21 protein-coding genes are annotated in these 23535 nt (G+C 65.8%); 13 read left to right on the plus strand and 8 right to left on the minus strand.

The window, feature by feature from the left end; translation table 11 throughout:
* The coding region (locus CIC12_RS33825) for a 4Fe-4S dicluster domain-containing protein (RefSeq protein WP_148093986.1) at positions 1 to 64 on the plus strand (64 nt) is incomplete at its 5' end.
* A gap of 64 nt (positions 65 to 128) precedes the next feature.
* Here the strand turns inward: CIC12_RS33825 and CIC12_RS02060 are convergent.
* The 4 genes from CIC12_RS02060 to CIC12_RS02075 all read right to left on the minus strand — a co-directional run bounded on the left by CIC12_RS02060 (position 129) and on the right by CIC12_RS02075 (position 5656).
* The gene (locus CIC12_RS02060; RefSeq protein WP_168661692.1) at positions 129 to 1610 is read right to left on the minus strand and encodes a tetratricopeptide repeat protein; all 1482 of its coding nucleotides are present in this window, start codon (positions 1608 to 1610) and stop codon (positions 129 to 131) included.
* A 52-nt stretch (positions 1611 to 1662) separates the two neighbouring features.
* Entirely contained in the window at positions 1663 to 2763 is a 1101-nt protein-coding gene (gene aroC, locus CIC12_RS02065; protein ID WP_168661694.1) for a chorismate synthase, read from the minus strand.
* Between the two features lie 244 nt (positions 2764 to 3007).
* Positions 3008 to 4945, minus strand: a complete 1938-nt coding sequence (locus CIC12_RS02070) for an MFS transporter (protein ID WP_168661696.1) — start codon at positions 4943 to 4945, stop codon at positions 3008 to 3010.
* 249 nt (positions 4946 to 5194) lie between these two features.
* Entirely contained in the window at positions 5195 to 5656 is a 462-nt protein-coding gene (locus CIC12_RS02075; protein WP_168661698.1) for a CBS domain-containing protein, read from the minus strand.
* 238 nt (positions 5657 to 5894) lie between these two features.
* Between CIC12_RS02075 and CIC12_RS02080 the strand changes: the two genes are divergently transcribed.
* The 3 genes from CIC12_RS02080 (at position 5895) to CIC12_RS02090 (ending at position 8673) form a co-directional block, all read left to right on the plus strand.
* Positions 5895 to 7301, plus strand: coding sequence for an O-acetylhomoserine aminocarboxypropyltransferase (locus CIC12_RS02080; protein WP_168661699.1), 1407 nt, complete (start codon positions 5895 to 5897; stop codon positions 7299 to 7301).
* Positions 7298 to 8131, plus strand: coding sequence for an alpha/beta fold hydrolase (locus CIC12_RS02085; protein WP_168661701.1), 834 nt, complete (start codon positions 7298 to 7300; stop codon positions 8129 to 8131). Before CIC12_RS02080 ends, CIC12_RS02085 begins: the two co-directional genes overlap by 4 nt.
* A gap of 221 nt (positions 8132 to 8352) precedes the next feature.
* Entirely contained in the window at positions 8353 to 8673 is a 321-nt protein-coding gene (locus tag CIC12_RS02090) for an Mpo1-like protein (RefSeq protein WP_121315215.1), read from the plus strand.
* 194 nt (positions 8674 to 8867) lie between these two features.
* Here CIC12_RS02090 and CIC12_RS02095 read toward each other — a convergent pair whose 3' ends face one another.
* Positions 8868 to 10184 carry a YihY family inner membrane protein gene (locus CIC12_RS02095; protein ID WP_174771867.1) on the minus strand — a complete coding sequence of 439 codons (1317 nt, stop codon included), beginning with the start codon at positions 10182 to 10184 and terminating at the stop codon, positions 8868 to 8870.
* Between the two features lie 115 nt (positions 10185 to 10299).
* Here CIC12_RS02095 and wrbA point away from each other — a divergent pair, with 115 nt between their 5' ends.
* The 5 genes from wrbA to CIC12_RS02120 all read left to right on the plus strand — a co-directional run bounded on the left by wrbA (position 10300) and on the right by CIC12_RS02120 (position 14856).
* Positions 10300 to 10902 (plus strand): NAD(P)H:quinone oxidoreductase, encoded by a 603-nt coding sequence (gene wrbA / locus CIC12_RS02100; RefSeq protein ID WP_168661702.1) that lies wholly within the window; start codon positions 10300 to 10302, stop codon positions 10900 to 10902.
* 92 nt (positions 10903 to 10994) lie between these two features.
* Positions 10995 to 11597 carry a DUF2069 domain-containing protein gene (locus CIC12_RS02105; protein WP_168661705.1) on the plus strand — a complete coding sequence of 201 codons (603 nt, stop codon included), beginning with the start codon at positions 10995 to 10997 and terminating at the stop codon, positions 11595 to 11597.
* A 73-nt stretch (positions 11598 to 11670) separates the two neighbouring features.
* Complete coding sequence (locus tag CIC12_RS02110; RefSeq protein ID WP_168661707.1) at positions 11671 to 13089, plus strand: FAD-binding oxidoreductase; 1419 nt, start codon at positions 11671 to 11673, stop codon at positions 13087 to 13089.
* Positions 13090 to 13145: 56 nt separating this feature from the next.
* The gene (locus CIC12_RS02115; protein WP_168661709.1) at positions 13146 to 13952 is read left to right on the plus strand and encodes a metallophosphoesterase; all 807 of its coding nucleotides are present in this window, start codon (positions 13146 to 13148) and stop codon (positions 13950 to 13952) included.
* A 184-nt stretch (positions 13953 to 14136) separates the two neighbouring features.
* Entirely contained in the window at positions 14137 to 14856 is a 720-nt protein-coding gene (locus CIC12_RS02120) for an SOS response-associated peptidase (protein ID WP_168661711.1), read from the plus strand.
* A 143-nt stretch (positions 14857 to 14999) separates the two neighbouring features.
* Here CIC12_RS02120 and CIC12_RS02125 read toward each other — a convergent pair whose 3' ends face one another.
* Both CIC12_RS02125 and CIC12_RS02130 read right to left on the minus strand, forming a co-directional pair.
* Positions 15000 to 15158 carry a hypothetical protein gene (locus CIC12_RS02125; RefSeq protein ID WP_168661713.1) on the minus strand — a complete coding sequence of 53 codons (159 nt, stop codon included), beginning with the start codon at positions 15156 to 15158 and terminating at the stop codon, positions 15000 to 15002.
* A 262-nt stretch (positions 15159 to 15420) separates the two neighbouring features.
* Complete coding sequence (locus tag CIC12_RS02130) at positions 15421 to 16359, minus strand: LysR family transcriptional regulator (protein WP_168661715.1); 939 nt, start codon at positions 16357 to 16359, stop codon at positions 15421 to 15423.
* A 426-nt stretch (positions 16360 to 16785) separates the two neighbouring features.
* Between CIC12_RS02130 and CIC12_RS02135 the strand changes: the two genes are divergently transcribed.
* From CIC12_RS02135 to CIC12_RS02150, 4 genes are read left to right on the plus strand one after another with little or no spacing between them, the layout of a single operon-like run.
* Entirely contained in the window at positions 16786 to 18330 is a 1545-nt protein-coding gene (locus tag CIC12_RS02135) for an efflux transporter outer membrane subunit (protein ID WP_168661717.1), read from the plus strand.
* 11 nt (positions 18331 to 18341) lie between these two features.
* Complete coding sequence (locus CIC12_RS02140; RefSeq protein ID WP_168661719.1) at positions 18342 to 20552, plus strand: FUSC family protein; 2211 nt, start codon at positions 18342 to 18344, stop codon at positions 20550 to 20552.
* Positions 20542 to 20742, plus strand: a complete 201-nt coding sequence (locus CIC12_RS02145) for a DUF1656 domain-containing protein (protein WP_121315222.1) — start codon at positions 20542 to 20544, stop codon at positions 20740 to 20742. Before CIC12_RS02140 ends, CIC12_RS02145 begins: the two co-directional genes overlap by 11 nt.
* Positions 20743 to 20755: 13 nt before the next feature.
* A complete protein-coding gene (locus tag CIC12_RS02150; protein WP_168661721.1) occupies positions 20756 to 21631 on the plus strand; it encodes an efflux RND transporter periplasmic adaptor subunit in 876 nt (291 codons plus the stop codon).
* A gap of 118 nt (positions 21632 to 21749) precedes the next feature.
* On the opposite strand, the gene CIC12_RS02155 is transcribed toward CIC12_RS02150, so the two are convergent.
* Entirely contained in the window at positions 21750 to 23426 is a 1677-nt protein-coding gene (locus CIC12_RS02155; protein ID WP_168661723.1) for a methyl-accepting chemotaxis protein, read from the minus strand.
* Positions 23427 to 23535 lie beyond the last annotated feature (109 nt).

Below are 23535 nucleotides of genomic sequence, written 5' to 3' on the forward strand. Positions count from 1 at the left end.
GACGCAGAATATCGTGTGGGTCACGCCGGAAGGGGGTGGCGGGCCGAACTATCCGAATATGTAAGGCGGCTTCGCTTGCCTTCGCGTGGCGCCTGCATTCTCGCCGGCGCCGCGCGAAGGCGAAAGTTTCAACGACGCTCGCGCGTCATCGCCTCAATCCTCTCCCGCACCTTCGCCACGACCGGCGCCCAGTCGCCGACGCGGGGCTGCCGAACCAGCTCGATCGAACCGTACCACGCCGTATGCGGCGACGGATCGCCCCAGAACCATGCGGAGACGTGGTCGATCATCAAACAGGTCGGCACGCCGAGCGCCCCTGCCAGATGCGCGGGCCCGCTGTCGATCGTCAGGACCAGATCCAGATTCGCCAGCAACGCGGCGACATCGTCGAAGCCGGATTGAAAATGGCCGGTCATGTCGATCACGTCGAGACCCTTGGCTCGCCACTGCGCGACCGTTGCGCCCCGTCCCGGCGACAACGCGAAATAGCTCACGTTCGGCACGTTCAATAGCGGCTCGAGTTGCTCGACGGGCACCGAGCGCCGCATGTCGCGGATATGTTCGGGATTGCCGTTCCACACCACCCCGACTTTGAGATTGGCGCGCGTGGCCGCAAGCTCCGCGTCGATCCGCTCACGCCATGTCCGCACATGCGCCGGATCGGCGCTCAGATACGGCGCGCCCCACCCGGCCGCATCGGCAATGCCGAGCCGCAGCGGCAAACTCATCAGGCCGCAGTGGAAATCAGGCCGGGTGTCGAGACTCGTTTCGAGCGGCAGATCGGCGGGCAGTGTCCGCTCGAACAGATGACGCAACGGCCCATCATGACCGAAGACCACGCGCCCGCCTTCGCGCCGCGCCCGCTCGGCGAGCAGCGGCAGAAAGCGCACCGCCCACAGGCAATCGCCATTGCCCTGCTCGCCATAGACCACCAGCGTTTTGCCGGCCAGCGATTCGCCCTGCCAATACGCGCTGATGGCCGCGAGCGCATGCTGCGCGTTGTTCATGTCATCGGCGAATGCGACGCGTGACTCGTAATGCGCCCAGCCATCGGCGAAACGGCCCGAGCGGATTTCGAGTTCCGACAGATCGAACAACGCATGCGCGTTATTCGGCGACAGCGCCAGCACTTGCCTGAGCAGTGCCTCGGCTTCGGCGAAACGCGCCTGCTCCTTGATGCACAGCGCGAGCTTGTGAAGCGCAACCGGATTCGCGGGCACGACGCGCACCGCTTCGCGCAGCAAGCGCTCGGCAGTGGCAAAGTCGTCACGCTGCTGCATGGCGATCGCACGCCACATGAGCGCGTTGGCGTCTTCGGGATGGTGCGAGAGCAGCAGTCCAGCCGCCGAGTCGAGCAGCACCCAGTCGCGCACGACGAAGGCCGTCTGCGCAAGCATGGGAAGCAACGTGGGTTCGCTCGAAGGATCGAGCCGGTAGGCGCGCACCAGAGCGGCGAGCGCCTCATGCTGGCGGGCTTTGTCGCGGCCGGCGTGCTGCAACAGCAGTTGGCCGAACGCGAAGCAGTCGCCCGCGGACGCATCCGGCGTGGCGGCACGCGCGCGCAGCGTGGCAAGCTGGCTATCCGCCAGCCCGATGTTCGAATCGGTCATGGGGATAACCGCCGCGCGCTCAGCGAGTCAATAGACGTTCGACGCGCGTCGGTTAAGGCGCGTTCGCCGCGATCTTCGGCGTGCTGACGGACACGTCGCCGCATTGCGCACGATGGCGCAGTGCGTGGTCGATCAGCACCAGCGCGAGCATCGATTCGGCGATCGGCGTGGCGCGAATGCCGACACACGGGTCATGCCGCCCGAACGTTTCGACGACGGCCGGCTGGCCCGCCTTGTCGATCGAACGGCGCGGCGTGCGAATGCTTGACGTCGGCTTGATCGCGATCGAGACCGTGATGTCCTGCCCGGTCGAAATCCCGCCGAGCACACCGCCCGCGTGATTGCCGACGAAACCCTCGGGCGTCAGCTCGTCGCCGTGCACCGAACCGCGTTGCGCGACGCTCGCGAAGCCCGCGCCGATCTCGACGCCCTTCACCGCGTTGATGCCCATCATCGCGTGCGCGATGTCGGCGTCGAGGCGGTCGAACAGCGGCTCACCGAGCCCGACCGGCACCCCGGAGGCCACGACGTTGATGCGCGCGCCGATCGAATCGCCGTCTTTGCGCAGCGCGTCCATGTAGTCTTCGAGCTGCGGCACGATGTCAGCGTTCGGCGCGAAGAACGGGTTCTCGCGCACCTGCTCCCAGTCGACGAACGGCACGTCGATCTCGCCGAGCGCGGCCATGTAACCACGAATCTCTGTGCCGAATTTCTCGCGCAGCCACTTCTTCGCCACCGCGCCCGCCGCCACCGTGGGCGCCGTCAGACGGGCCGACGAACGGCCGCCGCCGCGATAGTCGCGGATGCCGTACTTCTGCCAGTAGGTGTAGTCGGCATGACCGGGGCGGAACGTGTCGGCGATGTTGCCGTAGTCCTTGCTGCGCTGATCGGTATTGCGGATCAGCAGCGCGATCGGTGCGCCGGTGGTCTGGCCTTCGAACACGCCCGACAGGATCTCGACCTTGTCTTCTTCCTGGCGCTGCGTGACGTGGCGCGACGTGCCGGGCTTGCGGCGGTCGAGTTCGAGCTGGATGTCGGCTTCGTTGAGCGCCATGCCCGGAGGGCAGCCGTCGATCACGCAGCCGATAGCGGGGCCGTGCGATTCGCCGAAGGTCGTGACAGTGAAAAGCGTACCGAGCGTGTTGCCGGACATGGGCGTCGTCCAAAGAAATGCGGGGAAAGCGCTATTATGCCAGCCCCGTCGCATGTGGAACGGGTTGCGCCGCATGCATGGCCGATTGGCTAGGCCCAACTCAGCCGCAAGCTTGCGATGATTCGCGCGCGGTGTCGGCAAACACACTGTCGCGAGTAGGAATTTTCGTTTTTGACCGTAGGAAGCGCCGTCCGGAGTGCGGCGGAGCGGCTTTCGCAGCAGCGCCGGCCCCCATCTCTACCCGCTACCTGCGCGCCCCACGCAACTCGGTGACAATCTGCTGCAACTTCTCCGGCGTCACGTGTGCCGGATCGATCGGCTCGCCCACCGCGAGACTCAACCGGCTCATCACGCCCTTGCGGATCGGCCGCGGCCAGTGCGCCTCGTTGCCGCGAGAAAATACGCTGCCCCACAGGCCGCGCAGCGCCATCGGTATGACCGGCGCGGGCGTGCGCCTGACGATCTCCATCACGCCATGGCGAAACGGATTCATCTCGCCGGTTCGCGTGAGCTTGCCTTCCGGAAAGATGCAAACCAGTTCGCCCTCGGCGAGCGCCTGCGCGCAACGCTCATAGGCGCGCGCGAGCAGCTCCGGGTCCTGATGCGCCGGCGCGATCGGAATCGCTTTCGCATGACGAAACACCCAGCCCGCGAACGGCGACCTGAAGATCTGATGATCCATCACGAAACGGATCGGCCGCGGGCTCCCGGCCATGATGACGATCGCATCGACGAAGCTTACGTGGTTGCACACCAGCACCGCCGCGCCCTCGTCCGGAATCCGCTCGGCATGTACGAGGCGAATCCGGTAGAACGTATGCACCAGCATCCACGCGATGAAACGCAGCAGGAACTCCGGCACCAGCGAATAGATGTAGGTCGCGACGACGATGTTCAGCAGCGCGGTGACGAGGAAGATCGCCGGAATGCCGAAGCCGGCCGAGGTCAGCCCCATCGCCATCAACGCCGACACGATCATGAACAGTGAATTCAGGATATTGTTCGCCGCGATGATGCGCGCCCGGTGGCTCGGCTGGCTGCGGCTCTGGATCAACGCATAGAGCGGCACACTGTAGAAGCCGCCGAACATCGCGAGCAGGAACAGATCGGCCAGCACGCGCCAATGCGCGAGCCGCCCGAGGAACTCGCCGACGCTCAGCAGGTGTCCGACGGGCGGCAGCGCGTGACTCGCGAAAAACAGATCGATCGCGAACACGCTCATGCCGATCGAGCCGAGCGGCACGAGACCGATTTCGATACGCCGCTTCGAAAGCTTTTCGCACATCAGCGAGCCGATGCCAATGCCGATCGAAAACGTGCCAAGCAGCACGGTCACGACGTCCGGATTGGCTGAGAGCACGTTCTTCGCGAAGCTGAAGAACGACGACAGAAACGTCGCACCGACGAACCACAGCCAGGAAATGCCCAGCAGGCTCAGGAACACGGTGCGGTTTTCGCGCGCCAGCTTGAGGTTGCGCCACGTCTCGCTGAACGGATTCCAGTTGATGCGCAACGCGGGTTGCGGCGCGGCCGTAGGCGGCACGAAGCCCGACACGATGCGCCCCGCGAGCGCAATCGCGATGCACGCGCCGGCCAGCACGAGCGCGCCATATTCGGCGAGCCCGGCGCCCGCGCCGCCGACGATCGTGCCAAGCAGGATCGCGACGAAGGTGCCCATCTCGACCATGCCGTTGCCGCCGACCAGTTCCGTCTTCGACAGATGCTGCGGTAAGTACGAGTACTTGACGGGCCCGAAAACGGTCGAATGGACGCCCATCAGGAACGTGCACAGATACAGCAACGGCGCGCTGTGCAGCCAGAACCCCGTGCCGCCGATCAGCATCACGACGATTTCGAAACTCTTGACGAGGCGCGTGAGCATCGCCTTGTCGTACTTGTCGGCGATCTGGCCGGAGGTAGCCGAGAACAGGACGAACGGCAGAATGAAAATGGCCGAGATCAGGAATGCCGCGGTGGCCGGATCGACGCCGGAAAAGCGCGCCGCCTGATACGTGACGAGCGACGTGAAGCCGATCTTGAACACGTTGTCGTTCATCGCGCCGAGGAACTGCGTCCAGAAAAACGGCGCGAAACGGCGCTGCCTGAGCAGCCGGAACTGGGATTCGTGCGCGTCGTGCGCAGGTGAGCCGCGACGAGTGGCAGGTAACGGACGATCGCTCATGAAGTTCGGAGAACGGCCCAGAAGAGCAACAACAGAGAAAGCGCGGAGAACGGCGCCGGGCACAGGCGGCTCATCACATCACGCGAAATCCGCAACGGAACCACGGATCAACCGGGCGCACAGGCGCCCGCTTCTTGCGGGCCACCCACGACACCGCCGGACACAAAAAAAGCGCACGCTTTCGCGCACGCCTTTCCTGCCCCTTCACGCTCATGACAATGCCCGAGCGCGACGGTCAGTTACCGCGCATCAACGCGTCGGCTGTTGTTCCTGCTGTTCTTCCGGCCAGTCGCGGATATACGCCTTGAGCATGCGGTTTTCGAAGCCCTGTTCTTCGACCACCGCCTTCGCCACGTCGTAAAACGAAATGACGCCCATCAGCGTGCGGCTTTCCATCACCGGCAAATAGCGCACGTGATGTTCGAGCATCATGCGGCGGACTTCATTGACGTCGGTCTCGGGTGTGCAGGTGAGCGGATGGTCGTCCATGACCTTGCGGATCGTGGAGGTGCCGACGCTGCCGCCGTTCTTGCTCAGCGTCAGGATGATTTCGCGAAACGTCAGCATGCCGACGAGATCGCCATATTCCATCACGACAAGCGAGCCGATATCGTGCTCGGCCATCGCATTGACCGCGTCGTGCAGCGTGGTATCCGGTGTGACCGTGAAAAGGGTGTTGCCTTTGACTTTGAGAATGTCGCTGACTCGCATGATCTGTCTCCGTGATACCCGCTAGCTGGCAATGCATGAATGATTTTCGATCCTAGCGGAAAGGCTCATAAAAGGAAAGCGGCCCGCCCACCAAGGGTCAGCGGGCGTTCGCCATCCCGAATTTGTGCCGCGCCGGGCGCGCGCATCGGGAAAACCGCGCTTGATGCGGATCATGCCGGTGATAGGATGGCCGCCACTTTCCCCTTTCGCGAGGCCACTCGTGGCCCCGCCGCCCACGATGTCCGCCAACCGTTTCGACACGCTTGCGCTGCATGCCGGCGCCGCCCCCGATCCCGCGACCGGCGCCCGCGCCACGCCGATTTACCAGACCACCTCGTTTTCGTTCCGCGACTCGGACCACGCCGCGGCGCTCTTCAACATGGAGCGCGCCGGCCACGTCTATTCGCGCATCTCCAACCCGACGGTGGCGGTGTTCGAGGAGCGCGTAGCCGCGCTGGAAAACGGCGCAGGCGCAATCGGCACGGCGAGCGGCCAGGCAGCCCTGCATCTGGCGATCGTCACGCTGATGGGCGCGGGCTCGCACATCGTCGCCTCCAGCGCGTTGTACGGCGGCTCGCACAATCTGCTGCACTACACGCTGCGGCGCTTCGGCATCGAGACGACCTTCGTCAAACCGGGCGACCTCGACGCGTGGCGCGCCGCGCTGCGTCCGCATACGCGGTTGCTGTTCGGCGAGACGCTCGGCAACCCTGGCCTCGACGTGCTCGATATCGCCGCCGTCGCGCAGATCGCGCATGAACACCGCGTGCCGCTGCTGGTCGACTCGACGTTCACGACGCCGTATCTGCTCAAACCGTTCGAGCACGGCGCGGACTTCGTGTATCACTCGGCCACCAAATTCCTCGGCGGCCACGGCACGACGATCGGCGGCGTGCTGGTGGACGGCGGCACGTTCGACTTCGACGCATCGGGGCGCTTTCCCGAATTCACCGAGCCGTACGAAGGCTTCCACGGCATGGTGTTCAGCGAGGAAAGCACGGTCGCGCCGTTCCTGCTGCGCGCGCGCCGCGAAGGTCTGCGCGACTTCGGCGCGTGCCTGCATCCGCAAGCCGCGTGGCAACTGCTGCAAGGCATCGAGACATTGCCTTTGCGTATGGAACGGCACGTCGCCAACACGCGCCGCGTGGTCGAGTTCCTTGCCGCGCACGAGGCGGTCGAAACGGTTGCCTATCCGGAACTGCCGACGCATCCCGACCATGCGCTCGCGCAGCGTCTGCTGCCGCGCGGCGCGGGCGCCGTGTTCGCCTTCAATTTGCGTGGCGACCGCGCGGCCGGGCGCAGTTTCATCGAAGCGCTGTCGCTGTTCTCGCACCTCGCGAATGTCGGTGATGCGCGCTCGCTGGTGATTCATCCCGCATCGACCACCCACTTTCGCATGGATGCCGCCGCGCTTGCCGCCGCCGGCATCGCGGAAGGGACGATCCGCCTGTCGATCGGCCTCGAAGATCCCGACGATCTGATCGACGACCTCAAGCGCGCGTTGAAGGCCGCGCGGAAACCGGGCGGCGCTGCTATTGCTCGACGCGGCGCGGCAGCTGCCTCCGCCGCAGACACCGCAACCGCAAAAGCCAGTTCGTCAGCCCTCTTCGACGCCGCCGCAAAACCCCGCCCGGAGTCCACATGATCGTCACGGTTCAAGGCCAACCCGCTTATGCCTACACCGGCGGCAAACCGTTCGACGCCCGCCTGCCGACCGCGGTGTTCATCCACGGCGCCGAGCACGACCATAGCGTGTGGGCGTTGCAAAGCCGCTACTTCGCGCACCACGGCTTCGGCGTGCTGGCGGTGGACCTGCCCGGCCACTGCCGCAGCAGCGGCCCCGCGCTCACCAGCGTGACGGCGATGGCCGACTGGCTCGCCGCACTGCTCGACGCCGCTGGCGTGCAGCGCGCATTCGTGGCCGGCCACAGCATGGGCTCGTTAATCGCGCTCGACTTCGCCGGCCGCTACCCGCAACGCGCGACGCATCTCGCACTGCTCGCCACCGCGATGCCGATGGCCGTTTCCGACGCATTGCTCGACGCCGCGCTGCATCGCGAGCCCGACGCGATAAGCATGGTCAACCAATGGTCGCATTCGACGCTCGCGGCCAAGCCCTCCTGCCCCGGACCGGGCTTCTGGCTCCACGGCATGAACCAGCGGCTGATGGAGCGCGTTTCGGCGAGCGGTGAACCGCAGCTGTTCCATACCGACTTCACCGCGTGCAACGACTACGCGGACGGTCTTGCCCGCGCCGCCCAGGTGCGCTGCGCGACGCGCCTGATCGTCGGCCGGCGCGATGCGATGACCCCGCCGCGCGCGGCCAAAGCGCTCGCCGACGCGCTTGCGCAAGCGAGTGCGTCGGTCGACACCGTCACGCTCGACGCGGGCCACGCGTTGATGACCGAACAACCCGACGCCACGCTCGATGCGCTGTTCAGCTTCGCTTCCAGGCCACCTCTCGAAGCCCGCTAGCAGTCGTGAGGCATCGCGAGAACCGGCAAGTGAGGTAGCACAATACGCGCGCCGGAACGGCCGCGCCATCGTCCGAATGGCCAGGTTGCGCGCGGCGCCCGATAGCCGCACAATGATTCAAGTCTGTCCTGTTGCGAGCGCGTGCGAAGCATGGCCGCACGCGGCAAAGCCACCCGGAGCGACAGGCATGACGGCGGCAAGCGTCCACATCGGAGGCCATCATGGCTCACACCGCGCATACCGATCACTTCGCGAGTTTCGCGGAGTTCTATCCGTACTATCTGAGCGAGCATCGCAACATGGTCTCGCGGCGGCTGCATTTCGTGGGATCGCTGGGCGTAATCGGCTGTCTGGCGATGGCGCTGGCCACTGGAGACTGGTTATGGCTGCCCGCAGCGGTAATTTGCGGCTACGGATTTGCCTGGGTCGGGCATTTTTTCTTCGAAAAGAACCGGCCGGCGACCTTCCGTCATCCGCTCTATAGCCTGATGGGTGACTGGGTGATGTTCAAGGACATTTGCGTCGGCAGGATTTCGCTCTAGTCGTGCGGTGGGTGGGCTGATGTGATCGGCGCGTCAGCGGCTATGCCGTGCCACTTTCTTTGCAGCTTGCCTCGATCCCTTCACCGCGATCTCACTGCGCGCGATAACGCCCCGATGCGAGCGCCATTCAATCGCGGGCGGCTCGCCTTTGCTCCCCATCCCTCGCCGCCAGGCATCAATCACCTGACATCGTGTCAAGCCGCCTGGTGCGGCATCGATGGCGCGGCGCGCTCGCTCTCCGCGGCCTGGGCCGCTTTGGCCGCCGCACGCGCCGCCAGCAACGCGGCAAGCGTCACCTTCAGCTTGTCGTTCTCGAGCGAGGCCAGCAGCGTCGCGCCATCCACGCGCGTGGACTGCAGGTCGAGCTGATACGCGAGCTCCGGGCGGTCGATCACGAACATGTCGAACAGGCGCTCGACCGTGACCTGCGCGGGGTTCGCCAGCAGCAGGAAGTGCGGACCGGCGTCGTCCTCCAGCCGCGCAATCCAGTCGATCTCCTCGAGCCGCTGCAGCAGATAGAGCGTGATATCCATATCGCGGCGAAGCATCCGCGCAAGCTCGGGCACCGTGTAGCCGCGCCCGCCCGCGTCGCGTGCTTCCGAGAGCCGCGCGAGCAGTTCGAGCGAATCAAACAGATTGCTGCCGTCGAAGGTGGGCCTGTGAAACTGGCCGATGCGAATCGCCGGCAACGCGGACGCGATCATCGCGCCCGCGAGCGTAATGAACCAGCACAGGTACATCCACACGAGGAATAGCGGCACGGCGGCGAACGCGCCGTACACCGCCGTGTAAGTCGGAATGCGCCGCACGTAATAGCCGAAACCGCGCTTGGCTAGCTCGAACGCGATCGCGGCAGTGACGCCGCCGATCACCGCGTCGCGCCATTCGACGCGGCAGTTCGGCAGATACACGTAGAGAATCGTGAAGGCGAGCGCCGTCAGCGGCAGCGCGGCGCCCGCCAGCGCCCATTCGATGAGCGGCGTGATGCGCTGCGCCGCGCTGAAGGTCATCGACTGCGTGAACAGATACGAGGAGATCGACAGGCTCACGCCGATCAGAATGGGCCCCAGCGTGATGATCGCCCAGTACACCAGAATGCGCTGCGCGATCGGCCGCGCCTTGCGCACCCGCCAGATCACGTTGAACGCGGATTCGACGGTCATCATGGTCATCACTGCCGTGAGAAACAGCAGGATCATGCCGATCGTTGTCAGCCCTTTCGCCTTCGCCGCGAACTGGTTCAGATACTTGAAAATCTGACTGTTCAATTGCGAGGGCATCAGGTGGTCCGCGAGAAATAGCTGCAGCGAATCCTGGAACGAACTGAAAATCGGAAACGCGGTGAACAACGCGAACGCGACCGTGGCGAGCGGCACGAGCGCCAGCATCGCCGTGAACGTGAGACTGCCGGCCACCTGCGGAATACGGTCTTCGCCGATGCGCTGCGCGGCAAACCGCGCGAGTCGTTTGAGCGTGTCGAGATCGAAACGCACCCTGGACAACAAACCCATCTCCTTGCTTCGTGAACCGGTGCTTGGGGAAGCGCGCGCGGCACCTGGCCGAACGGCTATGAGTGGCCAGCGGAGCGGACCGAGCCCCTATAATACCCGTTCACCGATGAGGCCTATGAAAGACATTCTCGTGCTTTATTACAGCCGTCACGGCGCCACCCGCGAACTCGCCCTCGCGATCGCGCACGGCGTCGACAGCGTCCCCGGCATGCAGGCGCGCGTGCGCACCGTGCCGGCGGTTTCCACCGTCTGCGAGGCGACGCAGCCGGACATTCCCGTCGAAGGACCGCCCTACGTCGAACTGCGCGATCTCGAAGAATGCGCCGGCCTCGCGCTCGGCTCGCCCACCCGCTTCGGCAACATGGCTGCGGCGCTCAAATACTTTCTCGACGGCACCACACCGCAGTGGCTGGCGGGCGCCCTGGCCGGCAAGCCGGCCTGCGTGTTCACGTCCACCGGCAGTCTGCACGGCGGCCAGGAATCCACGCTGCTCAGCATGATGCTCCCACTGCTCCACCACGGCATGCTGATCGTCGGCATCCCGTACACGGAGAGCGCGTTGAGCACCACGCAAACCGGCGGCACGCCGTATGGCGCGTCGCATTTCGCCCGCGCGGGCAGCGCCGCGCAAGGCATCTCCACCGATGAGAAAACGCTCGCCATCGCACTCGGCGCACGCGTCGCGCGCACGGCGGCGTCCATGAGCGACAGGCCATGAGCGGGCCGGAGGTGACGTCCGGGATCAAGCATAAGCCTGGGTCGAAACGGGCCGGCGCGGCGTCTGCAGCGGCCCACGTAACCGGCGACGCAATGGCGGCGTCCCTGCCTTCCACCGCGCTGCCGGTCGCGTCCAGACCCGTCGCCGCGCTCGGTGCCATTGCCGCTTTGCTCGCGCTGATCGCGCTGGCCGTCGCGTGGGAGTGGTGGCTCGCGCCGTTGCGTCCCGGCGGCTCGGCGCTCGTGCTCAAGGCGTTGCCGCTGCTGTGCGCGCTGCCTGGCGTATGGCGGCGCCGGCTTTACACGCTGCAGTGGGCATCGATGCTGAGCCTGCTGTATTTCGCCGAAGGGGTCGTGCGGGGCCGGAGCGATCACGGGCTGAGCGCGCGCCTCGGCTGGTTGCAAGCCGCGCTCGCGGTGATCTTTTTTGTTTGCGCGCTGATCTATGTCGCGCCGTTCAAGCGGGCGGCGAAGCGTGCTGCGAAGGAAGCAGCGAGCCAAGCCGCTGACGATGCCCCTGAAGATCAGATAAGCGATCGCGATGCCCCTAACGCAGCAAGACAGTCAGCAACATCGCCGGCAACAGGGCCGGCCGCGACACAGTCAGCTGTACATCCCGCCACGCATGCCGCAGCACCCCAGGTAACCACCGCCGCGTCGCCGGATCCCGGCAGCCGCCCCAACCCGAGCCTCTGACGAAAAACCGGCAAGACCGAGACAAAAGCACCCGCCCCGTCCAATCTTTGCGCCCGACCGCCGACCGACCAACATGACCCAGACTGCTTTTCTCACCGCCTGTCGCGACGCCATCGGCGCGGCGCAAGTGCTGACCGATCCGCACGACACCGCCCCGTATCTCACCGACTGGCGCCGCCGCTACAGCGGCGTGGCCTGCGCGGTGCTTTGCCCGGCCACGCCCGCCGAAGTCGTGGCGCTAGTGCGGCTCGCCGTCGAGCATCGCGTCGCGCTTGTGCCGCAAGGCGGCAACACCGGTCTGGCCGGCGGCGCCACGCCCGATGGGAGCGGCGCACAGGCCGTCATCAGCTTACGGCGCCTGAATCGCGTGCGCGACATCGATCCGCACAACAACACGATCACCGTCGAAGCCGGCGTCATCCTCGCCGATGTGCAGCGGCACGCCGACGCGGCCGGCCGTCTGTTCCCATTGAGCCTCGCCGCGGAAGGCAGCTGCACGATCGGCGGCAATCTCGCCACCAACGCGGGCGGCACCGGCGTCCTGCGTTACGGCAACACGCGCGAGCTGTGCCTCGGTCTCGAAGTGGTGACGCCGCAGGGCGAACTGTGGGACGGCCTGCGCGGACTGCGCAAGGACAACACGGGCTACGATCTGCGCGATCTGTTCATCGGCGCGGAAGGCACGCTCGGCGTCATCACGGCGGCCGTGCTCAAGCTGCACCCGCAGCCGGCCGCGCGCGTCACCGCGCTCGCCGCTCTCGCTTCGCCGCACGCGGCGCTCGACTTTCTGTCGCTCACGCAGCGCGTCGCCGGGCCGCTTCTGACCGGCTTCGAACTGATGTCGGACTTCTGCCTGCGGCTCGTGGGCCGGCACTTCGAGCAGATGCGCTATCCGTTCGCCGAGCCGCACGCGCAGGTGGTGTTGCTGGAACTATCGGACAGCGAAAGCGAGGAGCACGCACGCGCGCTGTTCGAGCGTCTGATGGAAACCGCGCTCGAAGAAGGTCTGGTGCAGGACGCGGTGGTCGCTGAAAACCTCGCGCAGTCGCGGGCGTTCTGGAATCTGCGCGAGCACATTCCGCTCGCCCAGGCCGAGGAAGGTCTGAACATCAAGCACGACATCGCGGTGCCGATTTCGCGCATCGGCCACTTCATCGAGACGACCGACGCGGCCGTCGCGCAGGCCGCGCCGGGCGCGCGCATGGTCACGTTCGGGCATCTGGGCGACGGCAACCTGCACTACAACGTGCAGGCGCCCGAGGGCGTCGACGCGAAGGCGTTTCTGAAGCAGTATCAGAGCCCGATCAACCAGATCGTCTACGACAGCGTGCAGCGGCATCGCGGCAGCATCAGCGCGGAACATGGGCTCGGCCAGCTCAAGGTCGACGAGGCCGCGCACTACAAGCAGGACGTCGAAGTGCAAATGATGCGCGCCGTCAAACATGCCTTCGATCCGCTGAACCTGATGAACCCGGGCAAGGTGCTACGCTAAGCTAACGTCCGAAGCCTCCGTGTTGCCAGACGGGGGCCTTTGCAGGAGCCGTTGTCGTGAAGATTCGAGTGCTGTCCGATCTGCATCTGGAAAACGACGAGCCCGAGCTGATTCCGCATGCACAGGCGGATCTGATCGTGCTGGCCGGCGACATCCACAACCATGCGGCCGGTCCGCGCTGGGCCGCGCAGACCTTCGACGGCGCGACGCCCGTGGTCTACGTGCCCGGCAATCACGAGTACTACGACGGCGAGTTCGGCGCGCTGGAAAGCGCGCTCCACGACGCCGCCGCGCAGGTCGACAACGTCCACGTGCTGAACAACACCGCGCTGGTCGACCGCCAGGGCCGCTGGCGCGTGCTCGGCACGACTTTGTGGACCGATTTCGCGCTGTATGGTGCGGACCCCGACGCGCTCGCCGAAGCGATCGAAGCGTCGAGCCGGGTCATGCTCGACTTCCGCGGGCTGATCCAGATGAACTGGCCGCACGACACCCGCGACGCCACCCGCGACTTCACGCCCGCCGACTCGCTCGCGCTGCACCGGCAGGCGCGCACATGGCTCGAAGGCGAGCTGGCGAAACCGTTCGGCGGCAAGACGGTCGTCGTCACGCATCACGCGCCGCATCGGCTGAGCCTCGCCGGCCGCTACGCGCAGGACCGGGTGTCGGCGGGTTTCGTCAATCATTTGCCGCAGCTGGTGCGCGCGCCTGTCGCGTTGTGGATTCATGGACATACGCATACGTCGTTCGACTATGTTGTGGACGGCACGCGCGTCGTGTGTAATCCGCGCGGCTATTTCGACCGGCGCACGGGGCAGTGGGAAAACCCGTTGTTCGCTTGGGATATGGTCATCGAGATCTAGCGTTGTGGCTCGGGGCTGGTCCGGGTAGCGCGGCTGGAGCGCAGGCATTACGCTGTGGGCGGGTGGATGTGCGGTCGTGACTGTTTCAGAAGCAAGCCAGCAAAGCCCCCCGCTCCACCGATCCACAGCCAGCCCGGCCAACTCGCGCCAGCCCGCCACGCAGATCGTTCTCCGGAGGTCGCTCATGTGCGGTCGAATCAGCCAGTATCGCGATCCACAGCGTTACGCCGAGCATCTTGGCCTGACCGATCCATTGATGCTCTTCGACGCCGCCGACCGCCGCCCAGGCTACAACCTCGCTCCCGGCACGCACCCGCTCGCGATCTATCCCGATCAAACGCTGCGCGCGATTCACTGGGGGTATCGCCCGGCATGGGCATGCGAACAGCATCTACCGCAGACGATCAACGCGCGCGCCGACACGGCGCCGAGCGCGCGCTACTTCGAGCCGTTGTGGAAGACCGGCCGCGTGCTGGTGCCGGCGGACGGCTGGTTCGAATGGCGCGTCGAAGCTGTCCCGAGCGCCAACAGCCCGGACGCGGAGGCGCAAGCGAACGCAACAACCCGGCAGCCCTACTTCGTGCATCTGAAGAAAGACGAGCCGATGTATCTCGCCGCGTTGTCGAGCGTGCGCGGCGCCGAGCCGCAAACGGACGGAATGGGATTCGTGATCGTGACGGCCAGCGCGGACGCGGGTTTGATCGACGTGCACGATCGTCGCCCGCTCGCCTTCGCGCCGGATGCCGCGCGCCGCTGGCTGGATCCGGCGTTGCCGTCCGACGAACTCGAGCAACTGGCGCGCGCTGGCGGCTTGCCTGTCGCCCGCTTTCGCTGGCACCGTGTGAGTCAAGAGGTGGACCGCACACTCAATGACGAGCCGGGGTTGATCGAAGCGCTGCAATGACAGCGCAGGCGCGTCTCGCAAGCAGCGAGACGCGAAAAACAACGAGCGAAGAACAACGAGCGGTACTCAGAAAGAGCCGGCCCGGCGGTCGCCGCCGCAGTGGCGACAACGCGGCGCGCTCAAACGAAACGCCGCGCTCCGGCTCAGCGGTCGCGCCGCTGGGCCCGCAGATCCGGGCGTTCGACCTTGATGGGAACCAGTTGCGGCTGCTGTTCGCGCAGGCGGCGCAGCAGATCGCGCGATGCGGCGATCCCGATCAGTCCCAGCATGACGGCCACGCCGATCATCAGGTGCGTATCCATGAATTCCTCGTCCTTCAGTTGTTGCGACGTGCCGAACGGCAGTGAACAGGCGCGTCCGGCTGAAGCGGCAGCGCATGAACCACACGTTAGCAAATCGACCGTGAAGCGGAAGTAAGGAAATGTTGCGACGCGGCACGTGTGTAACAGGTCGCTCTGCGGATTAGTCAGCCGCGTCGAAAAATCATGTCCCCTAAAAGGGCGGCGCGCACAAGGACCTGAACGGGCCAAAACGGACGCCAGCACATGAAACAGCCGCGCCGCGTCAGGAACGCGCGAACCGGCGCAATTCCTCCTGATCTACCGCCAGCGTGGCCGGCAGTTCATCGCGCAAAAATTCGACCCACGTGCGGATTTTCGCGTCCAGATACTGCCTCGACGGATAGAGCGCATACAGATTCATTTCCTGCGACGTGTATTCCGGCAACAGCCACACGAGCTCGCCGCTGCGCAGACCGCCGATCGCCGAATAGATTGGAATCAGCCCGATGCCCATGCCGTGGGACGCCGCGACCGCCATCGCCTCGGCGACGTTCACCTGAAACGTGGTCGCCCCGAGCGTGACCGTTTCCTCGCCGTTGGGACCGTCGAAGGTCCAGCGGTCGGGCGGAAACACCGGCGTCACCATCTGCAGACAGGTATGGTTCGCGAGGTCCGCGGGCGTTTGCGGCACGCCGCGCCGCGCCAGATAGGCCGGCGACGCGCACGCGATGCTGAACGCGCTGCCGAGACGCTGGGACACCAGCCCCGAATCCGGCAGACCGGTGGCGAGCGTCAGCGACACGTCGAAACCCTCGTCGAGCAGATCGGGCATGCGCTGCGCGAGCGTCAACTCGATGTGCACGTCCGGATAGCGCTCCTGATAACGGCCAACGGCCGGCACCACGTAGTGCTGACCGAAGCTCGTCATCGCATGAACCTTGAGTTTGCCCGACGGACGCGCATGCGCGTCGCTCGCCTCGGCTTCCGCCTGGTCCACATATGCGAGGATTTGCTCACAGCGTTGCAGATAGCGCTCGCCGGCCTCGGTCAGCGCGATGCGGCGCGTGGTCCGATTCAGAAGGCGAGTGCGCAGATGGGCTTCCAGATCGGAAACCGCGCGCGACGCGTAGGCCGTGGTCGTATTCAGATGCTGCGCGGCACCTGTGAAGCTACCCGCCTCGACGACCCGGACAAATACGCGCATGTTTTGAAGCGTATCCATACCCATTCCCTGTCGACAGGAGTTAGCGCTTCAGCGCTTACTCCTGTCCCATGCAACCCGTTGCGGTCGACAGGAGTTAGCGCTTCAGCGCTTACTCCTGTCCCATGCAACCCGTTGCGGTCGACCGAAGTCAGCGCTTTGGCGCTTACTCCTGTCCCATGCAGCCGGTCGCGGTCGCCCGGATCAGGCGCTTTGGCGCTCACTCGGCTGCCCTGCAACCCGTCCCAATTGACCCAAAGTCAGCGCTTTATCGCCGATCCACTCCCTACAACCCATCTGCGATTAATCGGAAGCGATTGTTACATGATTCGCAAAGGCGATTATCTCACATGTCGTAAAAATGCCTTACACCTTTACCGGTTATTCCCCAATCAATCAAAAAATATAATGGCGCACAAGCTTCTATAGTCAATTTTGGAGGAAATCGTGCAGTCTCCGGTACCGAAAAGGGTCTCCGCTGCCGCGGTTCTTACGATCCTATTAACAATCGCCGGCTGCGCCAGTACCGGAGGCATTGCGCCGCAAAACCGTGGCATCGAGGCGTCGTCGCTTGACGCCGGCAACGCGATCCGCGCCGCCAACGCCGACGCCCAATGGCCGGCCGCCGACTGGTGGCGCGCCTATAACGATCCGCAACTGAACCAGTGGATCGAAGCCGCGCAGACGGGCAACCCGAGCCTCGCGGCCGCCCAGGCGCGCGTGCGCGAGGCGATGTCGATGGCGGGCGTCGCCCGCTCCGCCTTGTCGCCGCAGGTCAACGGCAGTCTGTCGATCCAGCGGCAGAAGTGGGCCGACAACCTGTACTACGGCCCGGGCCCCCTCGCGGGCGAGCAATCGTGGAACAACACCGGCACGCTCGGCCTCTCGTATCATCTGGACCTCTGGGGCAAGGACAAGAACGCCGCCGAACGCGCGCTCGACGCCGCCCACGCCAGCGCCGCGGACGCGCGCGCCGCCCAGCTCGAACTGCAGGGCAACGTGGTGCGCACGTACATCGGGATGTCGCTGGACTACGCGCTGCTCGACATCGCCAAGGCCACCTTGCAGCAACAGCAGCAGATCGTGGACCTTGCCAACCGACGCCTGAAAGGTGGCATCGGTACACAGCTCGAAGTGAGCCAGGCCGAAACGCCGATGCCGGAATACGAGCGCCAGATCGACGAAATCGAAGAAAAGATCGCGCTCGGGCGCAATCAGCTCGCCGCACTGGCCGGCAAGGGGCCGGGCGCGGGCGACGCGATCCAGCGCCCGACGCTATCGCTCGCCGCGCCGGCCGGTTTGCCGAGCGCGTTGCCGGCGGACCTGATCGGCCACCGGCCGGACGTCGTCGCGGCGCGCTGGAGCGTCGCCGCGCAGGCGCGCGGCATCGACGTCGCCAAGGCCGACTTCTATCCGGACATCAATCTGCTGGCGTCGATCGGCGGCTATGCGGCAATGGGGCCGCTGTTCCAGTTCCTGAAGAATCCGTCGCATAGCTGGAGCGCGGGTCCGGCGCTGTCGCTGCCGATCTTCGACGGCGGCCGGCTGCGCTCACAACTCGGCGCGGCGTCGGCGGGTTACGACGAGGCGGTGGCGCGCTATAACCAGTCGATCGTCGGCGCGCTGAAGGACATCTCCGATCAGGTGATCCGCATCCGTTCGCTCGCCACCCAGTCCGACGACGCCGACCGCTCGGTCGCGGCGGCGCGCAAGAACTACGATCTGTCGCGAGAAGGTTACCAGCGCGGCCTGACCGATTACCTGAACGTGCTGATCGCGCAGAACCAGTTGCTGCGCGCACAGGAAGGCGTCGCGAAGGTCCGGGCGGAGCGTCTCGGCGCGCATGCGTCGCTCCTGACCGCATTGGGCGGCGGGCTCGACGAGCCCGCCAACGGTCCGACGGTGAGTGAGACGCTGCCGGCGCACGGCAAGGGTAAGGGCAACGCGTTGCCAGCGAACGGCGACGTCGCCGTAACGCCGTCGCCGGAGTGAAGGAACGGTCCATGTCAGCGTCTCCCTCCTCCACCGCGGGCCCCACGTCGCTCGCCGCGTTATGCTCGGCCGCTGCCGAATGGGCGCGCACCGACGGCCTCACGTGGGTCTATATGTTCAAGGCGCTCGCCGCCTGCTTTCTCGCACTCGGCATCGCGATGAAGCTCGACCTGCCGCAGCCGCGCACTGCGATGACCACCGTGTTCATCGTGATGCAGCCGCAAAGCGGCATGGTGTTCGCGAAGAGCTTCTACCGGATCTGCGGCACGCTCGTCGGCCTCGTCGTGATGCTCGCGCTGCTCGGCCTGTTCGCGCAGCAGCCGGAAATGTTCATCGTGTCGACGGCGATCTGGGTCGGCATCTGCACCGCGGGCGCGGCGCGCAACCGCAACTTCCGTTCGTACGGTTTCGTGCTGGCCGGCTACACCGCCGCGCTGATCGGCATCCCCGCTTCGCAGCATCCGGACGGCGCGTTTCTGAGCGCGCTCACGCGCGTCGCGGAAGTGGTGATCGGCATCGTGAGTGCGGGCGCGGTGAGCGGCCTCGTGTTTCCGCAGTTCGCAGGCTTGCAGATGCGCAGCACCGTGCGCGCGCGTTTCTCGGCCTTCGTCGAATACGTGTCCGCGACGCTGGCCGGGCGTAACGACCGCGCGCAGATCGAAGCGACCAATGCGCGCTTCATCGCCGACATCGTCGGTTTCGAAGCGGCGCGCAGCGTGGCCGTGTTCGAAGGCCCGGATTCGCGGATGCGCGGCGGCCGTCTCGCGCGGCTGAACAGCGAGTTCATGACCGCATCGACGCGCTTTCACGCGTTGCATCAGCTGATGAACCGGCTGCGCGCGACCGGCACGAGCGGCGCGCGCGACGCGATCGCCGCGCTCGATCCGTATTTCAAGGAGATCGCCCCGCTGCTCGCGAAGTCCGGCGAACCCGTGCTGAGCGCCGCCGACGCCGCCCACGCCGCCGCACAACTCGAAACCTACAAAGCCGAGTTGCCGAAGCGCGTGCGTGCGACGCGCGCCGAACTGGAAACGCATCCCGGCGCGCCGCTGCTCGACTTCGACACGGGCGCCGAGCTGCTGTACCGCTTCATCGACGACCTGCATGCATACGCGGCCACCTACGCTTCACTGGCCGTCGACACGCATGCGCGCGAGCGCTGGATCGACCGTTACGAACCGAAGACGAACGCGATCGCGGCGGCTGTCGCGGGTCTGCGCGCAACCATCGTGATGATCGTGCTCGGCGCGTTCTGGATCGCGACCGCGTGGCCGAGCGGCTCGACGCTGACGCTTAACGCCGCGGCGGTGTGCGCGCTGGCGTCGTCGTCGCCGAATCCTAAGCGCACCGCGTTCCAGATGGCGGGCGGCACGGTGGTCGCCACGCTGATGGGCATGATCGCGGTGTTCGGCGTGTTTCCGCACATCGACGGCTTCGTGCTGCTGTGCGCGGCGCTCACGCCGTTCCTGCTGCTCGGCGTGTTCATGACCACGCGGCCGCTGCTGGCCGGCTACGGCGTCGGCTACTGCATCTTCTTCTGTTTCCTCGCCGGGCCGGACAATCTGATGCACTACGACCCAAGCTCCTTCATGAACGACTCGATGGCGCTGACCCTGTCGATGCTGGTGTCGTCGATCGCGTTCGCGGTGTTGCTGCCGCCGTCCACGCCGTGGCTACGCAACCGCCTGCTGGTGGACCTGCGCCGTCAGGTGGTGCTGGCGAGTGGTGCGGGCCTGCGCCGGGTGCGTTCGCGCTTCGAAAGCGGCGCGCGCGATCTGATGTTCCAGATCAACGCGCTCGCGCAAAACGAGCCCGAACTCAAACGCGACACCTTGCGCTGGCTGTTCTCGGTGCTCGAAGTGGGCAATGCGGTGATCGACCTGCGCGAGGAAGTCGCGGCGCTGCCCGCCGATGCCCGCTACGCGCAAGCGACGCCGTGGCGCATCTCGTTGCAGACGATGCGCGACGCGCTGAGCGCGCTGTTCGCGCGGCCGCGCGAACAGCGCTTCGCACACGCGCTCGCCACCACCACCGATGCGATCGACCAGCTTCAGCAGATGCTGGCCGGCTTCTCGCCGCCGCGCGAGGAGCGGCATCGGCTGCAACGCATCCTGAGCCAACTGCATTTCATCCGTACCGCGCTGCTCGATCCGCAATCACCGCTCGAACCGTTGACGAGCGGACACGCCGGCGCGCCACAAGGAGTTCTTCATGCCTCGTGATATCGCCATCCTCGATGCCTACATGCCGGCCATCGTGCTGCTGTTCATCGCGGGCGCCGCGCTTACCTGGGTGCTGGATCGCGTGATCGCCTATACGGGCCTGTATCGCGTGGTGTGGCACCCGTCCTTGTTCCGGGCCAGCCTGCTCGTGTGTGTGTGCGGCGTGCTGGGTCTCGCCGTTTATCGTTGATCAAAGTCGAAACATGACCATCCGAAATATCTTTGGCTTCGTCGCGACAGCCATTATTTTTATCGTCGCGATCCTGATTGGGCGCGTGTTGTGGGTCCATTACATGGATGAACCCTGGACCCGCGACGGGCGCGTGCGCGCCGAGATCGTCAACGTCGCGCCGGACGTTTCCGGCGCGGTCGTCGAGCTGCCGGTGAAGGACAACCAGCTGGTGAAAAAGGGCGACCTGCTGATGCAGATCGATCCGTCGCACTATCAGATCGCGGTCGAACAGGCGCAAGCCGCGGTCGCCGCGCGCAAGGCCGAACTGCAGATGAAGCGCGACGACGCGAAGCGCCGCGCCGACATGGACGCGCTGGTGGTGTCGAAGGAAAGCCGCGAAAACGCGACGCATACGGCGTCGGCCGCCGAGGCTTCGTATCAGCAGGCGCTGGCCGCGCTCGACGCAGCGAAGCTCAACCTGGCGCGCACGCGCGTGGTGTCGCCGGTCGATGGTTATGTGACGAACCTGAACGTGTTCCGCGGCGACTACGCGACCGCGGGCAACGCCAAGCTCGCGATCGTCGACAGCCACTCGTTCTGGGTCTACGGCTACTTCGAGGAAACCAAGCTGCCGCACGTGCGCATCGGCGACAAGGCCGAAGTCCGGCTGATGAGCGGCGGCACGCTGCAAGGCCACGTCGAAAGCATCTCTCGCGGCATCTACGATCGCGACAATCCGCAAAGCCGCGAACTGCTCGCGGATGTGAATCCGACTTTCAACTGGGTGCGCCTCGCGCAGCGCGTGCCGGTGCGTGTGAAGATCGATTCGGTGCCGAACGACGTGATGCTGGCCGCAGGGATCACCTGCACGATCGTCGTGAAGCCGGGCGACGCGAAGGCGAGTTGACGGCGGCGGGTCTCGCACGCTGCACGTGCTGCCCGCAACCGTGCCGTTGAGTCAGCGTCTATCCTGCACTCGCGCGGGGGTAGACGCCCGGCAAACACGTCAGCGCCACCCCATTCGCTTACAACCTGAACTTCCCCACCATCGCCTTCAGGCCGCGCGCCTGATCGTCCAGCGAGCGGGCCGCGGCCGTGGCCTGCTCGACCAGCGCAGCGTTCTGCTGCGTGCCCGAATCCATCTGCGTGACCGCGAGGTTGATCTCCTCGATGCCGGCGCTCTGCTCGGACGACGCCGCCGAGATCTCGCCCATGATGTCGGTCACGCGCTTCACCGCCTTGACCACTTCGTCCATCGTCTGCCCGGCGTCCTGAGCGAGCGTCGAACCGTTGCTCACGCGTTCGACCGACGCGTTGATCAACCCTTTGATCTCCTTCGCGGCGGCGGCGCTGCGCTGCGCGAGGTTGCGCACCTCGGCGGCGACCACCGAAAACCCGCGGCCTTCTTCGCCCGCACGGGCCGCCTCGACCGCCGCGTTCAACGCGAGAATATTGGTCTGAAACGCGATCCCCTCGATCACGCCGATGATGTCGCCGATACTGCGCGCGCTCTCGTTGATGTCGTTCATCGTCGCGACCACCCGGCTCACCACCGCGCCGCCCTTCTCCGCGATCTCCGACGCGTTGTTCGCGAGCGTGCTCGCCTGCTTCGCGTTGTCCGCGTTCTGCCGCACGGTCGAGGTCAACTGCTCCATGCTGCTCGCGGTGCGCTCGAGCGCCATCGCCTGCTGCTCGGTGCGTTGCGACAGATCCAGGTTGCCCATCGAGATTTCGCCCGACGCGGTCGCAATCGCATCCGCGCTCGACGCGATGTCGGAGACCGTCGTCGCGAGTCCGCTTTGCATGTCGTGCAGCGCGTACAGCATGCTCGACTTGTCCTTGCGGCCGAGCGCGATCCGGTTCGACAGATCGCCCGCCGCGATCCGGCTGGCGATTTCCTTCGCGTACGCCGGCTCGCCGCCGAGTTGGCCGGCCAGGCGCCGCACCACCCACTCGCTGATGCCGAACGCAAGCGCGATCAGCGCGAGTGTCATCACCGCGATCATCACGAACGACGAGTGGTAGATGAAACCCGACGCGTCGATGGTCGCCTTCGCGGCGGTGCCACGCTGCGCGACGAGTTCGTCGACGAGCTTTTCGAGCTTGCCGGTTTCGACCAGCAGCGACACGTCCTGCGTGCCGACCTGCCAGTTCATCTGCGACAGATCGAGCGGCTGCGCTTTCACGAGCGTCACGAAGTCGCGCAGATGGCCGCTCCATGCGGTGACGCCGGCGGCGAACGCCTTCTGCTGTCCGAGCGCCTTCGCGTCGGAGCTGTCGACGTATTGCTGGAGCGTGGCGAGTTGCGCGTTCAGACCGGCGAGACCCTTGTCGATGTCGGCGCCGAGTTCGTCGCGCTCTTTCGCGGTGGTCGCGGTCAGCAGCATTTTTTGCGCGCGGCTTGCGCGCAGCATGTGGCCACGCGCTTCTTCGGCGGCGCGGCTCGCGACGTGGCCTTGATCGTAGATGGATTGCGCGGACGCATTCAGGCGGCCGATCTGCGTCAGCGAAAACACGCCGATCAGCAATGTGCCGATCAGCAGCACCGCGAACGCGACGCGCAGCGTCGCCTTCACCGACAAGCCGTTGATCTTCACGGCGCGCGAGCGGCCGCCCTGTTCGCGCGACGGCGCCGTGCCTGCCGCCTGTCCTTGCGCCAAGAACCCCGCGCCCTGCTGCCCGCCTGGCGAAACTGCTTTCATATTCCCCGTCCCCACGTATCGTCCTGCCGGAAAGGTCCGTTCCGGCATTGCTGCCTATCTTTCCGGGTTGACGGCAGCAAGGTCTGCGATCTTTAAGCCGCTCGCGCCT

The sequence above is a fragment of the Paraburkholderia sp. SG-MS1 genome (assembly GCF_012275575.1).
Lineage (GTDB): Bacteria > Pseudomonadota > Gammaproteobacteria > Burkholderiales > Burkholderiaceae > Paraburkholderia.